12 protein-coding genes and 1 CRISPR repeat array are annotated in these 14,343 nt (G+C 41.3%); of the genes, 9 read left to right on the top strand and 3 right to left on the bottom strand.

Annotated elements, in window-relative coordinates; genetic code table 11:
• Nucleotides 1-17: 17 nt before the first annotated feature.
• Nucleotides 18-770, top strand: a complete 753-nt coding sequence (locus BU202_RS01290) for a DUF6261 family protein (protein ID WP_075103990.1) — start codon at nucleotides 18-20, stop codon at nucleotides 768-770.
• A 111-nt stretch (nucleotides 771-881) separates the two neighbouring features.
• Here the strand turns inward: BU202_RS01290 and BU202_RS01285 are convergent, their stop codons facing one another.
• The 3 genes from BU202_RS01285 to BU202_RS01275 are packed head-to-tail and all read right to left on the bottom strand — an operon-like array spanning nucleotide 882 to nucleotide 3,972.
• Nucleotides 882-1,187, bottom strand: a complete 306-nt coding sequence (locus tag BU202_RS01285; RefSeq protein WP_075103989.1) for a DUF1827 family protein — start codon at nucleotides 1,185-1,187, stop codon at nucleotides 882-884.
• Nucleotides 1,188-1,241: 54 nt separating this feature from the next.
• Nucleotides 1,242-1,700 (bottom strand): NUDIX hydrolase, encoded by a 459-nt coding sequence (locus tag BU202_RS01280; RefSeq protein WP_075103988.1) that lies wholly within the window; start codon nucleotides 1,698-1,700, stop codon nucleotides 1,242-1,244.
• A 58-nt stretch (nucleotides 1,701-1,758) separates the two neighbouring features.
• Nucleotides 1,759-3,972 (bottom strand): ATP-dependent Clp protease ATP-binding subunit, encoded by a 2,214-nt coding sequence (locus BU202_RS01275; RefSeq protein ID WP_075103987.1) that lies wholly within the window; start codon nucleotides 3,970-3,972, stop codon nucleotides 1,759-1,761.
• 227 nt (nucleotides 3,973-4,199) lie between these two features.
• On the opposite strand from BU202_RS01275, the gene BU202_RS01270 reads away from it, so the two are divergent.
• From BU202_RS01270 to csn2, 8 genes are all read left to right on the top strand, one after another.
• The gene (locus tag BU202_RS01270) at nucleotides 4,200-4,430 is read left to right on the top strand and encodes a DUF1797 family protein (protein ID WP_075103986.1); all 231 of its coding nucleotides are present in this window, start codon (nucleotides 4,200-4,202) and stop codon (nucleotides 4,428-4,430) included.
• Between the two features lie 125 nt (nucleotides 4,431-4,555).
• Complete coding sequence (locus BU202_RS01265) at nucleotides 4,556-5,245, top strand: amino acid ABC transporter permease (protein ID WP_075103985.1); 690 nt, start codon at nucleotides 4,556-4,558, stop codon at nucleotides 5,243-5,245.
• Nucleotides 5,238-5,972 (top strand): amino acid ABC transporter ATP-binding protein, encoded by a 735-nt coding sequence (locus tag BU202_RS01260; protein ID WP_075103984.1) that lies wholly within the window; start codon nucleotides 5,238-5,240, stop codon nucleotides 5,970-5,972. Before BU202_RS01265 ends, BU202_RS01260 begins: the two co-directional genes overlap by 8 nt.
• A gap of 128 nt (nucleotides 5,973-6,100) precedes the next feature.
• Nucleotides 6,101-6,967 (top strand): bifunctional methylenetetrahydrofolate dehydrogenase/methenyltetrahydrofolate cyclohydrolase, encoded by an 867-nt coding sequence (locus BU202_RS01255; RefSeq protein ID WP_075103983.1) that lies wholly within the window; start codon nucleotides 6,101-6,103, stop codon nucleotides 6,965-6,967.
• A 167-nt stretch (nucleotides 6,968-7,134) separates the two neighbouring features.
• Nucleotides 7,135-7,566: a CRISPR direct-repeat array (repeat unit 36 nt; unit sequence GTTTTGGAATCAGTTGAAACAGCACAGCTCTAAAAC).
• 724 nt (nucleotides 7,567-8,290) lie between these two features.
• Nucleotides 8,291-12,403 carry a type II CRISPR RNA-guided endonuclease Cas9 gene (cas9, locus tag BU202_RS01250; RefSeq protein WP_075103982.1) on the top strand — a complete coding sequence of 1,371 codons (4,113 nt, stop codon included), beginning with the start codon at nucleotides 8,291-8,293 and terminating at the stop codon, nucleotides 12,401-12,403.
• Complete coding sequence (cas1, locus tag BU202_RS01245; protein WP_075103981.1) at nucleotides 12,403-13,269, top strand: type II CRISPR-associated endonuclease Cas1; 867 nt, start codon at nucleotides 12,403-12,405, stop codon at nucleotides 13,267-13,269. The genes cas9 and cas1 overlap by 1 nt, the downstream gene beginning before the upstream one ends.
• The gene (gene cas2, locus BU202_RS01240) at nucleotides 13,266-13,610 is read left to right on the top strand and encodes a CRISPR-associated endonuclease Cas2 (protein ID WP_075103980.1); all 345 of its coding nucleotides are present in this window, start codon (nucleotides 13,266-13,268) and stop codon (nucleotides 13,608-13,610) included. Before cas1 ends, cas2 begins: the two co-directional genes overlap by 4 nt.
• Nucleotides 13,597-14,262, top strand: coding sequence for a type II-A CRISPR-associated protein Csn2 (csn2, locus tag BU202_RS01235; protein ID WP_075103979.1), 666 nt, complete (start codon nucleotides 13,597-13,599; stop codon nucleotides 14,260-14,262). The genes cas2 and csn2 overlap by 14 nt, the downstream gene beginning before the upstream one ends.
• Nucleotides 14,263-14,343 lie beyond the last annotated feature (81 nt).

Below are 14,343 nucleotides of genomic sequence, written 5' to 3'. Positions count from 1 at the left end.
ATATAAAGGAGAGTTTTATGATCTATACGTATGGTATTAAACATTTGGCAGTAAGAGGGTTAGATAGTGCTAGCTTTCTTCAATTGATGACAGAGAGTAGAGATGCGATTTCAAGATTTATCAAAGAGCATAAGGTAGAAGCTGTTTATTCGAAAAAGCTAGAGGAATTTTCGACTGCACTTGACGCCTTTCAAGAAGTGTTCCTCACCAATAGTAGCAGTAAAACGATTCAGTCTTTGGAGGGGGCAGATAGGGCACGAGATGCTGCAGTCTTAACCCTGTCGAACTTGGTTCGGGCCTTTTCTCGCGTCACAGAACCCGCAACCAAGGCTGCATATGACACCTTATCTACTATCTTCAAAGAGCACAAGGTGAGCGTTACAGATAGCTATGAAAAAGAAAGTGCCAAGATTAACCAACTGCTCGGGGCTTTAGCCCATGATGACTGTCAACAAGCCTTAGCAAGCCTCTATTTAACCACTTATCTGGACCAGTTGGTTGCGGCACAAGCGACATTTGACCATATCTATAAACTGCGTTTGGAAGAACAAAAAGGGCAAGTCCCTAGTCAGGCTAAGATATTGCGGGCGCAACTATTTGAGCTCTACAACTTCTTTGTCGACTTTACAGCGGTCATGACTTCTGCCTATCCCGATAGGCGAGAGCTCAACAACCTCCTCAAGCAACTCAATGTCATCCGCCAACGTTACAAAAAATGCAAGTCTCTAAAGGTGGATGAGGAGGAAAAAGTCCCCGCACTAGATGCCTAGTCGATAACAAGAAAAAGCCGAGATGTCTCGGCTTTTTCTTATTTGCAAAACGTTGATAAATCAACATTCTATCAAAAGAAGCTAGCGAAGGTTTCTTCGCTAGCCCTGTTTTCAACCTTTCACAATTGGAATGGACATCTCAATCAAACGGTCAGTATGAATGGTTTGGATGGCTGCTTGATTGATGATGGTCGTGTCAATTTTACGCTTGAGGAAGAAATCACGAATCTGCTCAAGTTCTGATAGTTGAACAGCACGGTATTTGTTGCTGATCAAGAGTTCATAGTGAAGCGGTGCTTGGGTAAAAATTACATCAGTATTTCCAGCCGAATAGGTCTCCACCAGAAAAGCGTCTGTATTGGCTAATTGATTCTGCACGAGCTGTGCTTGACTGTTTGTCGTGTTGATAATCTTCATACTTGACCTCCAATCATCCTTTGCATTTATTATAGCACTCTTGGGGGGATTTGACTAGCTTTTATTTTCTTTTTGAGCTAATTTCCATTGTTCAATGCCCCACTTGTGGCTGCCACGCTTGAGCTTGTCAATAGCAGTATCAATATCAAACCAAGCCAAGTTGTTAAAATCTTCTAGCGGTTGCCCCATTTCTTGATAGCTAATCACTTCATAGATGTAGGCAGGATTGTAGTAGTGGGTATCACGGTGGCGAGAGTAGAAGTATTCATCAGCCTGACCGTAATATTCACCAATTTCTGCTGTAAAGCCCAGTTCTTCTATCAATTCACGCTTGAGAGCAGTCAAATGATTTTCCCCAGCTTCAATTTCTCCTCCTGGGAGAAACCAAGCGCCGTTCGGGGCTTGCACGAGAATAATCTGCTCTTTTTTCGCATCGGGAATGACAGCGTAGACGCCGTAGCGATTCTGATAGGTTACCCCTGCTTCTTTTTTGCCAAATGTTGCCTGTGTCATTGGTCTTCCTCAACTATGATTTTTTTCAATTATAGCATAAATATAGGAAAAAGAAAGCCTATTTTGCTTTGATGGCAATTGCCCCCTTGCTGGTCAAGACGGCGCGAAGGTTCTTTTCTTCTGGGTGTTCTAAATAGAAGTCGGTCAATGGGTCTTCGATGTATTCTTGAATGGTTCTGCGAAGCGGACGAGCGCCCATTTTCGGATCATAGCCTACATCGACCAATTTTTCCTTGACCTTGTCGGTCACATGGAGAGTAAGTCCTGTTGTTTCCAAGCGTTTGTTAACATCAAGGAGCATAAGATCCACGATGTGAAGGAGATTTTCCTTGTTGAGGGCGTGGAATTCGATAATCCCGTCAAAGCGGTTCATAAATTCTGGGCTGAAGAAGTTGCTGAGCTGACCGAGGACAGAATGGGTCCGTCCTTCCAAGGCTGCACCGAAGCCGACACTAGCTTCCACTTTACCTGTTCCAGCATTGGAGGTCATAATGATAATGGTGTCTTTGAAGCTGACGGTCCGTCCTTGTCCGTCTGTCAAGCGACCGTCATCCAGAACTTGGAGGAACATATGCATGACATCTGGGTGGGCTTTTTCAATCTCATCGAGCAGGATAAGAGAGTATGGGTTGCGGCGGACTTTTTCTGTTAATTGTCCCGCCTCCTCGTAGCCCACATAACCTGGAGGTGCTCCGACCAATTTTGCGACCGCGTGTTTTTCCATGTATTCGGACATATCAAAGCGAATCATGCTGTCCGCGGAGCCAAAGAGCTCGATGGCTAGTTGTTTTGAAAGCTCGGTTTTTCCGACCCCTGTTGGTCCAACGAAGAGGAAACTTCCGATTGGACGGTTCGGTGCTCCGAGACCAACCCGATTGCGGCGAATGGCCTTGGCAATCTTATCAACGGCATCATCTTGGCCGATGACATGGGCTTTGAGGTCACTTGCCAGATTGATGAGTTGGGATTGCTCTTTTTCCTTCAAATCACCGACAGGAATATTGGTTTTTTGCTCGATAATGGCTTCAATTTCTTTTTCCGTAATGACGGGGATATCTTCTTCGCTAATCGTTGCTTTTTGCATTTCCTTGTATTTAGCGATTTGGTCGCGGTAGTAGGCTGCTTTTTCAAAGTCCTCATCACGAGTGGCTTGGGCCTTACGATTTTCAGCGTCAATCAAGCGTTGGTCAATCTCTTTTGGATCGACAAAGTTCAAGGTCAAGTTCATCTTAGAACCCGCTTCGTCCAGCAAATCAATGGCCTTGTCTGGCAAGAAGCGGTCTTGAATGTAGCGGTTGGATAAAATCGCAGCCGCTTCGATGGCCTCATCGGTGTATTTGACATGGTGGTAGTCTTGGTACTTGCTTTGGATGCCTTTGAGAATGGTAATGGTTTCATCGACACTTGGCTCATCGACCTTGACAGGCTGCATGCGGCGCTCCAATGCGGCATCTTTTTCAATAATGCGGTATTCGTTGAGCGTAGTAGCACCGACCAGCTGCATTTCACCCCGAGCAAGGGCAGGTTTCAAAATATTTCCTGCATCCATATTGCCGTCACCAGCAGAGCCAGCGCCCACAATCTCATGAATTTCATCAATAAAGAGAATGATTTCCTTGCGATTGCGGATTTCTTCCATGAGTTTTTGCATGCGCTCTTCAAATTGGCCACGGATACCAGTACCTTGAACGAGGCTGACCACATCAAGGCGGATGACTTCACGTCCTTGGAGTTTTTGAGGGACGTCCCCATCGACAATTTTTTGGGCTAGGCCTTCGACAACGGCTGTTTTTCCGACCCCAGGCTCTCCGATAAGGACAGGGTTGTTCTTGGTTCTGCGGTTGAGGATTTCGATGACACGCTTGATTTCCTCATCGCGTCCGATGACAGGGTCGATGTCCCCACGACGGGCAATTTCTGTCACGTTGATGCCAAATTCATCTAGCAAGCCTTTTGGTTGTTGTGGTGGAGGAGTTTGTCCTCCGTTGTTGCCACGGTTGCCTCCTCCTGCTTGGGTTGGGGGAGTTTGGTTGCGCGGTTTTCCGGCAGGAGTGTGCCCTGGAATGCCTCCGATATTATTGAAGAACTCGCTGAATGGATCCATATTATTTGGATTGGCAAGGTCTCCTAATCCTTTTAAAATAGCATTGTTTGGGTCTGTCTTCATGATTTGGTAGCAGTTGTGGCAGAGGTCCACTTGTTGCTGTTTTCCATTAAGATTGGTATAGAGATGAATGGTTGCATCATTGATATTACAGTTATGACAAAGCATGGGCAATCCCTCTTTTCTATAGAATGGCTCACCTTTTGATCAAATAGTCAATAAAGGTCAGATATAAGTTTATTATAACAAGATTTAGCTAAATTGCAAGAATCTGCTACCTAAATTGACCTGAATTTACAGGAAAGTGGGGAGAACAATAGGTAAAGCAAGACTTTTTACTGGAAATATGGTAAAATACTCCTGTAATTAAGATACTTAGAAATAGGAGAAGTGATATGGAATCACATTTAGTGCGAATTATTAACCGTTTGGAAGCGATGGCGACTGACGGTGGAACCTTAAAACGTAATTTTGAGCGTGACGGTGTTGTCGTTGCAGAAGTGGCTTACAGCTTTGATGAGGAAAATGGTGCAGTATTTACGCTTCGCGATGTTCAAGCGCGTGAAACCTATACATTTGACAGCATTGACTTGATTGCAATGGAAATTTATGAATTATTGTACTAATTCGGTTGAAGAATGAAAAAGCACCTCGGTGCTTTTTTATGAAATGAATATTTAATCAAAATTATTGTATTTTTATTCAACAAATGATATAATACTGAACATACAGTTTGGAAAGAGGTAAACAAATGGATTTTTCATTTCTCCCGAAATATTGGGATTATTTTAACTATGGAGCGATTGTAACCCTGATGATTGCAGCCTTGGTGGTCTTCTTTGGTAGTATTCTGGGGCTCATTTTGGCTTTTGCCCAACGCAGCAAGTTCCGTCCCTTGGCTTGGTTGGCCAATCTCTATGTCTGGATTTTCCGCGGAACACCGATGGTAGTGCAAATCATGATTGCTTTTGCGGTGATGCACATCACGGCACCGACCTTTGAGTTAGGGATTTTAACGGTTGATTTGTCGCGCTTGCTGCCAGGGATTATTGTGATTTCGATGAATAGTGGTGCCTATGTGTCAGAGACAGTGCGGGCTGGAATTAACGCTGTACCAAAAGGACAGCTAGAAGCAGCATATTCTCTCGGGATTCGTCCTTTTGAAGCCATGAAATCCGTCATCATGCCACAGGCTGTGAAAAATATCTTGCCAGCCTTGGGAAATGAGTTTGTGACCATTTTGAAAGATAGTTCACTCTTATCTACCATTGGTGTCATTGAGCTTTGGAACAGTGCAACGACCGTTGCGTCAACGACTTACTTGACCTTGACGCCTCTCTTGTTTGCAGCGGCTTACTATTTGGTCATGACTAGTGTCTTGACCCTCGCCATTCAGGCATTTGAGAAACGGTTGAACAAAGGAGGACAGACACATGCATGAGGCAATTATTTCGATTAAAAATCTTCATAAATCATTCGGTAAAAATGAGGTCCTAAAAGGAATTGATCTCGAGATTGAAAAGGGGCAGGTGGTTGTGATTATCGGACCGTCTGGTAGCGGAAAGTCAACCTTCTTGCGCACCATGAACTTGCTTGAAGTGCCGACCAAGGGTACGGTGACCTTTGAGGGTGTCGATATTACCGACAAGTCAAATGATATTTTCAAAATGCGGGAAAAAATGGGCATGGTCTTTCAGCAATTCAATCTTTTCCCCAACATGTCGGTCTTAGACAATATCACCTTGTCACCGATTAAAACTAAGGGATTGGCAAAGAGTGAGGCAGAGAAAATCGCCTATGACCTGCTTGAGAAAGTGGGCTTGCCAGACAAGGCACATGCTTATCCGCAGAGCTTATCAGGTGGGCAGCAGCAACGGATTGCCATTGCACGTGGTCTTGCCATGGATCCAGATGTATTGCTCTTTGATGAGCCGACCTCTGCCCTTGACCCAGAAATGGTTGGTGAGGTGCTAGGAGTCATGCAAGATTTGGCTAAGTCTGGAATGACCATGGTCATTGTGACACATGAAATGGGCTTTGCGCGGGAGGTAGCTGACCGCGTCATCTTTATGGACGGCGGCGTTGTCGTAGAAGATGGCACACCGCAGCAGGTCTTTGAAGAGACCCAAGAAGAACGGACCAAGAATTTCTTGTCGAAGGTATTATAAGAATAACCGCTGGATTTGTTCAGCGGTTTTGTTGTTTATAATAACGAACGATTGGAGTCGGAAAGAAAAAATTTCTAGGAGCAGGGCTGAGATTTTGGTATAATGGAAAAAACGTAAAGGAGATAAGCATGACACGAATGGATGGAAAAGCCTTGGCAGAAAAAATGCAGGGACAGTTGGCGGAAAAAACAGCAGTCCTAAAAGAAAAGACCGGTGTGGAGCCGGGGCTTGTGGTGATTTTAGTTGGGGATAATCCTGCTAGTCAGGTCTATGTCCGCAACAAGGAGCGTTCAGCTCTAGCCGCAGGTTTTCGCAGTGAAGTGATTCGCTTGCCTGAAACAACAACGCAAGAAGAGCTGCTCGCGGTGATTGAGCGCTACAATCAGGATATGGCTTGGCACGGCATTTTAGTTCAGCTTCCCTTACCCGTGCATATCGATGAAGAAGCAATCCTACTTGCAATCGATCCTGATAAGGATGTAGATGGCTTTCATCCTATGAATATGGGGAAATTCTGGAGTGGACATCCTGTCATGATTCCTTCGACCCCAGCAGGAATTATGGAGCTTTTACGTGAATATGATATCAATCCAGAAGGTAAAAAAGCTGTTGTGATTGGTCGTAGTAATATTGTTGGAAAGCCCATGGCTCAATTGTTGCTGGATGCCAATGCGACGGTGACCATTGCTCATTCGCGGACAGAGAACCTACCAGCTCTTGCTCGAGAAGCGGATATTTTAGTGGTGGCTATCGGGCGTGGACATTTTGTGACCAAGGAGTTTGTCAAAGAAGGTGCTGTAGTCATAGATGTTGGCATGAACCGAGATGAGAATGGTAAGTTGATTGGCGATGTGGCCTTTGATGAAGTAAACGAAATCGCCAGCCATATCACACCTGTTCCCGGAGGTGTAGGCCCAATGACCATTACCATGCTCATGGAGCAAACCTATCACGCCTGCAAAAGATTTCTTGGTACGCAAGCAAATCAGCCCTAAGACCGATGTCGGAAAGCTAAGAATAGGATATACTATTATCAATCCTAAATATTTTTCATAATCTCCAAAAACCCAACCAGCTTTTCCAAAAGCTGGTTGGGTTTTTCTATGATGAGTGAAATAGCACAACTCTAAAACAGAAAGCTCAGCATCATACCTTGAACGACGTTTTGGAACCAGTTGAAACAGCACAGCTCTAAAACTGGTAAACTGTAACATGCTAGAAACCGTAGGTTTTGGAACCAGTTGAAACAGCACAGCTCTAAAACAATACATTTAAAATACCAAATCTGTTAAAAGTTTTGGAATCAGTTGAAACAGCACAGCTCTAAAACTATTCTTTTAAGGTAACAATAGCGTCCTTTGTTTTGGAATCAGTTGAAACAGCACAGCTCTAAAACTGCTTGGCTTGATGGTTATGAGGTTGAGCAGTTTTGGAATCAGTTGAAACAGCACAGCTCTAAAACTTTCTGTTCGGATTCGGTATCTCAACCGTGGTTTTGGAATCAGTTGAAACAGCACAGCTCTAAAACGCCCATTGTGTATTGGTTAAGATAGTCTGAGTTTTGGAATCAGTTGAAACAGCACAGCTCTAAAACCTCGCAGGATTTTTTCTACAAGATTTCGTAATCGCGCCATTCGTCTCAGCTAGACTCTCGCTCCAACTGATTCCTTTTTTTCTTAACTTATTATATCATATTTTAGTAGTGAAGAAACAATGTATGTGGGAAAATTGTATCATTTTCGAGGTTCTAAAATACAGTTCTTCTAGGAGTGTACTTTCTATAGATATTGGAAATAGTTCAGTATAAGTCTTTCGAACCTTTTGTAGATATGGTATACTGAAAGCGGAAACAAAAAAAGCACCGAATCGGTGCCACCTCTTGCGAAGTTGAATACGGACAAAGCCTTATTTTAACACGCTGTGCTGTTTCAGCTAATTCCAATGACTATAGTATACAAGATTTTCTCAATTTTTGCAAGCGTTTTATCGTAGAATTGTTAAAAATTTCCTATTTTAAACCATCACAGCTCTAAAACTTATTGAAAGTCTTAGAGAAGCGTTTGCCGGTTTTGGAATCAGTTGAAACAGCACAGCTCTAAAACACAACACAATCTACCTATCATTCTATCAAATTTGTAAAAAAATATCACTCTTTTTATATTTCTATATTCATCAAGCGATATGTATGATATAATATATATAAAACAATTGTGTTGTAGGTGTCTTATAAATAGAATATGAGGAATTCCTATTTTTTAAAATTAATCATTTCGTTTATATTTTAACAGTTCATCTCATACATAAAGGAGGAAAAATAGATGAGTAAGAAGCCATATTCGATCGGTTTAGATATTGGGACCAATAGTGTTGGTTGGGCAGTGATCACAGATGATTATAAGGTTCCTGCTAAAAAGATGAAAGTGTTGGGAAACACTGACAAGCAGTCAACCAAGAAAAACCTGCTCGGGGTCTTGTTGTTTGATAATGGAGAAACGGCTGAAGCGACACGTCTTAAAAGGACTGCCAGACGGCGCTATACTCGTCGAAAAAATCGCCTTCGTTACTTGCAGGAAATTTTCTTTGAGGAAATGAATCGACTGGATAGTGCGTTTTTTCATCGATTAGAAGAGTCATTCTTAGTGCCTGAAGATAAGGAAGCAGATAGTCATCCAATTTTTGGAAATATAGCAGATGAAGTGAACTATCACCAGACTTATCCAACCATCTATCATTTACGAAAGCATTTAGCTGATTCGACTGAGAAAGCGGACTTGCGCTTGGTTTATCTGGCCTTGGCGCATATGATGAAGTTTCGTGGGCATTTCTTGTTCGAAGGTGATTTAGGGATAGAAAATATCAATATTCAGAGTTTGTATGCAGCCTTTGTCGCAGAATATGATAGAACTTTTGATGAAAGTCGGTTATCAGAGATTGTCATTGATGCCAAGGAGCTGTTAACAGAAAAAGTGAGTAAGTCTCGTCGTTTGGAAAATATAGTGGAGCATTATCCGACAGAGAAGAAAAATACTCTTTTTGGAAACCTGATTGCCCTAGCCCTTGGTTTACAGCCGAATTTCAAATCTAACTTCCAATTGTCTGAAGATGCTAAGTTGCAGTTTTCAAAAGATACTTACGAAGAGGATTTGGAAGAGTTATTAGGTAAAATTGGTGATGAGTACGCTGATTTATTTACAGCTGCCAAGAGTCTATATGACGCTATTTTATTATCAGGAATTTTAACTGTAAATGATCTCTCCACCAAGGCTCCTTTATCAGCTTCTATGGTCAAACGGTATGAAGAACACCAGGAAGACTTGGCTCAGTTGAAGAAATTTATCAAGAATCATGTACCAGATAGCTATTCAGACATATTCAAAAATACTAGTAAACATGGCTATGCAGGTTATATCGAAAATGGTGTGAAGCAGGAAGATTTCTATCGTTACCTCAAGGGCATCTTGTCCAAAATCAAAGGTAGTGAGTATTTTATCGATAAGATTGACCGTGAGGATTTTTTGCGAAAACAGCGGACCTTTGATAATGGCTCTATTCCTCACCAAATTCATTTACGAGAAATGCAGGCGATTTTACGCCGTCAAGGTGCGCACTATCCATTTTTAAAGACCCATCAGGAGAAAATTGAGGCAATCCTAACCTTTAGAATTCCTTATTATGTAGGTCCCTTGGCCCGCAAGGGAAGTCGCTTTGCCTGGGCTTCCTACCATTCGGATGATGCGATCACTCCGTGGAATTTTGATGATGTGATTGATAAGGAAGGTTCGGCAGAGCAGTTTATCACGCGGATGACGTCAAACGATTTTTACTTACCAGCTGAAAAAGTGCTTCCAAAGCATAGTCTGGTCTATGAAACTTTTGCAGTTTACAACGAGTTGATCAAGGTCCAATATGTAAATGAGCAAGGTACAGAAGAGTTTTTTGATCCAGATATGAGACAAAAGATTTTTAATCATGTTTTCAAAAAATACCGGAAGGTAAGCAAGCAACATCTATTAAATTATTTACAACAAGAATCTGTTGACTGTAGAATTGTTGACTTAACAGGCTTAGACAAGGAGAAAAATGCCTTTAATGCCTCTTTAGGAACCTATCATGACTTGAAGAAAATTCTAGATCAATCCTTCTTAGATGATGAAGCTAACCAAGATATGATTGAAGATATTCTCCATACCTTGACCTTGTTTGAAGATAGGGAGATGATTCGCAAACGTCTTGATAAGTATCGTGCTATGTTTACGCAAGATCAGTTGAATAAACTAGAGCGTAGGCATTATACAGGTTGGGGGAAATTGTCGTATAAGTTAATCAATGGTATTCGCCATAAAGCGACGGGTGATACTATTTTGGATTATCTAAAATATGATGCTGGTAATCGAAATTTCATGCAATTGATTCATGACGATTATTTGGATTTCAAAGAAATCATTGAAAAGGCACAAGTGATTGGCGAAGAAGACAGTTTAGCTCATACCGTGCGTGGATTAGCAGGTAGTCCAGCCATTAAAAAAGGCATTCTCCAAAGTGTGAAGCTTGTGGACGAATTGGTTCGGGTAATGGGCAACCAGCCACCAGAACAGATTATCATTGAAATGGCACGGGAGAATCAGACAACGAGCAGAGGCAGGGGCAATTCACAACCACGCTTGAAACGGCTCCAGACTGGTATGGAAAAATTGCAAGGGAGTACTGTTCGTATTAAAGACTTAGATAATCAAAGCCTTCAAAATGATCGCTTATTCCTCTACTATCTTCAAAATGGTCAGGATATGTACACGGGCGATCCGCTTGATATTGATAAACTCCACGAATATGATATCGATCATATCATTCCACGCAGTTTTATCAAGGATGATTCTTTAGATAATAGGGTTTTGACAAGTTCTGCTGAGAATCGCGGAAAGTCAGATAATGTTCCAAGTATAGAAGTTGTCCGTGCTAGGAAATCTTTATGGATAAAACTGCAGAAAGCTGGTTTAATCTCTGAACGCAAATATCAGAATCTGACCAGAGCAGAACGCGGTGGACTGACTGAGCGCGATAAGGCTGGTTTTATCAAACGCCAACTAGTAGAAACACGACAAATTACCAAACACGTTGCCCAAATCTTAGACAGTCGTTGGAATAAGGAAAAAGATGAGGCGGGTAAGGTTATTCGAACGACTAAAATCGTCACCTTGAAATCCGAACTCGTATCGCAATTCCGCAGAGACTTTCAGCTTTATAAAGTGCGGGAAATCAATGATTATCACCATGCTCACGATGCCTATCTAAATGCTGTTGTTGGTACAGCTCTCTTGAAAAAATATCCAAAGTTAGCGCCAGAATTTGTCTATGGTGAATATAAAAAGTACAATCTTCGGAAATTAGTTGCAAAAACGAATAATCAGTCTGAGCTTGGAAAAGCAACCGCCAAGAAATTCTTTTACTCAAATCTACTGAATTTCTTTAAAACGAAGATTAAGTTAGCAGATGGTAGTGAGATTGAGCAACCAACTGTTGAAGTTAATTCCGAAACCGGTGAGATTGTCTGGGATAAGAACAAAGATTTTGCAACTGTTCGGAAGGTTCTCTCCTATCCGCAAGTTAATGTGGTGAAAAAGGTGGAGGTTCAAACGGGAGGCTTCTCTAATGAATCCATTCAATCAAAAAGAGATTCTGCTAAGCTCATTGCTAGAAAAACTAAGCACATTTTCCTTGATCCGAAGAAATATGGCGGATTTGATCATCCGACGGTTGCCTATTCTGTCTTTGTAGTTGCAGATATTGAAAAGGGGAAGGCCAAGAAATTAAAAACCGTCAAAGAATTAGTTGGGATTACCATTATGGAGCGACCAGCGTTTGAAAAAGATCCAGTTGCATTTCTGGAAAAGAAAGGCTATCACAATATCCAAACAGATACCATTTTGAAACTGCCGAAGTTTAGCTTATTTGAATTTGAGAATGGTCGCAGACGTTTATTAGCTAGTGCAAAAGAACTGCAAAAAGGCAATCAAATGGTATTACCAGCTGATTTAGTTGCTTTACTCTATCATGCCCAGAGAATCGAAAGACAAGATGACCAAGAAGATCATCTCGCACATGTAACAAAGAACATCTCCCAGTTTAAAGAATTGCTTGATTACATAGGTGATTTTGCAGAGAAATACGTTTTAGCAGAAGATAAATGGAGACAAATCCAGGCCTTATATGACCAAGCTGATGAACAAGACCTCAAGACAGTTGCTTCTTCTTTTAGCAATCTGTTAACCTTTACAGCTTTTGGAGCACCGGCTGCCTTTAAGTTTTTTGAGAAGCCAGTTGATAGAAAGCGGTACACTTCTACCAAGGAGTGCTTAGATGCGACTCTCATTCATCAGTCCATTACAGGACTTTATGAAACCCGTATTGATTTGAGCAAGTTGGGAGGAGACTAATGGGCTGGCGCACCGTAGTAGTCAATACACACTCTAAACTATCTTATAAGAATAATCACTTGATTTTTAAAGATGCCTCTCGGACGGAGTTGATTCATCTGTCCGAGATTGACATCTTGCTACTTGAGACGACGGATATCTTGCTTTCGACGATGCTGATGAAGCGTTTGGTGGATGAGAATATCTTAGTGATTTTTTGCGATGATAAACGCTTGCCAAAATCCATGCTCATGCCTTACTATGGTCGGCATGATTCGAGTCTGCAATTGGCAAAACAGGTTGCTTGGTTAGAAGAAATGAAGGCCAGCGTGTGGACAGATATTATCTCTCAAAAAATTCTAAATCAGAGTTATGTTTTAGGAGAATATGGTTTCTATGAGAAGTCAGAGTCACTCATGCGTTTGCATAGGGAGTTGGAAGTTTTTGATCCGACTAACCGAGAAGGGCATGCGGCGAGAATTTACTTTAATCGCTTGTTTGGAAATGGCTTTTCTAGGGAAGAGGATAACGATATCAATGCAGCACTTGATTACGGCTATACCTTATTGTTGAGTTTGTTTGCGCGTGAGGTGGTTGTAGCAGGTTGTATGACCCAGTTTGGTCTAAAACACGTCAATCAATTTAACCAATTCAATTTTGCTAGCGATATCATGGAGCCCTTTCGACCAATTATTGATCGAATAGTTTATACGAATCGGACATCTTCATTTGTAAAAATAAAGCGGGAGCTATTTTCTATCTTTTCAGAGACCTATGCCTATATGGGAAAAGAAATGTATCTCTCCAATATTGTCAGTGATTATACGAAGAAAGTTGTAAAAGCATTGAATAATGAAGGGAAAGGAGTTCCTGAATTTAGGATATGAGTTATCGATATATGCGGATGATATTAATGTTTGATATGCCAACAGATACAGCCGACGAGCGAAAAGCCTATCGTAAATTTCGAAAATTTTTGCTGAGTGAGGGCTTTCTCATGCATCAATTTTCAGTTTATAGCAAACTTCTCTTGAACGGAACAGCGAACCAGGCGATGCTGGGGCGTTTGAGAGAAAATAATCCACAAAAGGGACATATTACTTTATTGACAGTAACAGAAAAACAGTTTGCGAGGATGATTTACCTGCATGGTGAAAAGGATACAAGTATTGCAAATACCGAGGATCGAATTGTTTTTCTAGGGGAGGACTATCATGGTGAAGATTAATCTACCTATTTTTGATGATGCTCTTTCTATTGAAAGTCCGACTATTCTAGCTGTTGAGGATACAGCGCTTTATGCGGCAATCACTAGAAATTTTTACCAGTATCCTGAAAATCATGATTTGAAGATTTTTGATGAGAGAAACAAGGCATTATCAGGAAATGAACTGATGCTTGTGACAGATATTCTAGGCTATGATATCAATTCTCCAGCTCTACTGAAATTAATCCATGCAACAATAGAAAATCAGTTAAATGAAAAGCCTGAAGTGAAATCCATGATTGAAAAGTTGGCATCGACGATCACAGATTTAATTGCATTTGAATGTTTGGAAAATGAATTAGATTTAGAATATGATGAGATTACCATTTTAGAGCTAATCAAGGCTTTGGGGGTTCAGATTGAGACAAGAAGCGATACTATTTTTGAAAAATGTTTTGAAATTTTACAAATCTACAACTATCTACAGAAAAAACGTCTGCTTGTCTTTTTCAATAGTGGCGCCTATTTAACAAGGAAGGAACTGACGCGATTGGTAGAATATATTAGCTTATCGAATCAGACCGTCTTGTTTTTAGAACCACGAAAATTATACGATTTTCCCCAATACATCCTCGACCAAGATTACTTTTTAACTGCCGAGCATATGGTGTAATCAGATACGAACATAAGGAATCAGCTGAGACGAATGGCGCAATTACGAAATGTAACAGAAAAATTTTTTTCTACGTTTTAG

The organism is Streptococcus cuniculi (assembly GCF_001921845.1).
Taxonomy (GTDB): Bacteria; Bacillota; Bacilli; order Lactobacillales; family Streptococcaceae; genus Streptococcus; species Streptococcus cuniculi.
The sequence above is the reverse complement of the archived record's forward strand: the minus strand, read 5'-3'. Positions and strand labels throughout refer to the sequence as shown.

Excerpts from the sequence above, each read along its gene's own strand:
- cas9 (WP_075103982.1), top strand. The coding sequence starts at position 8,291 with ATGAGTAAGAAGCCATATTCGATCGGTTTAGATATTGGGACCAATAGT.
- BU202_RS01255 (WP_075103983.1), top strand. The coding sequence starts at position 6,101 with ATGACACGAATGGATGGAAAAGCCTTGGCAGAAAAAATGCAGGGACAG.
- BU202_RS01285 (WP_075103989.1), bottom strand. The coding sequence starts at position 1,187 with ATGAAGATTATCAACACGACAAACAGTCAAGCACAGCTCGTGCAGAAT.
- BU202_RS01275 (WP_075103987.1), bottom strand. The coding sequence starts at position 3,972 with ATGCTTTGTCATAACTGTAATATCAATGATGCAACCATTCATCTCTAT.
- BU202_RS01265 (WP_075103985.1), top strand. The coding sequence starts at position 4,556 with ATGGATTTTTCATTTCTCCCGAAATATTGGGATTATTTTAACTATGGA.
- csn2 (WP_075103979.1), top strand. The coding sequence starts at position 13,597 with ATGGTGAAGATTAATCTACCTATTTTTGATGATGCTCTTTCTATTGAA.
- BU202_RS01290 (WP_075103990.1), top strand. The coding sequence starts at position 18 with ATGATCTATACGTATGGTATTAAACATTTGGCAGTAAGAGGGTTAGAT.
- BU202_RS01280 (WP_075103988.1), bottom strand. The coding sequence starts at position 1,700 with ATGACACAGGCAACATTTGGCAAAAAAGAAGCAGGGGTAACCTATCAG.
- cas2 (WP_075103980.1), top strand. The coding sequence starts at position 13,266 with ATGAGTTATCGATATATGCGGATGATATTAATGTTTGATATGCCAACA.
- BU202_RS01260 (WP_075103984.1), top strand. The coding sequence starts at position 5,238 with ATGCATGAGGCAATTATTTCGATTAAAAATCTTCATAAATCATTCGGT.
- cas1 (WP_075103981.1), top strand. The coding sequence starts at position 12,403 with ATGGGCTGGCGCACCGTAGTAGTCAATACACACTCTAAACTATCTTAT.
- BU202_RS01270 (WP_075103986.1), top strand. The coding sequence starts at position 4,200 with ATGGAATCACATTTAGTGCGAATTATTAACCGTTTGGAAGCGATGGCG.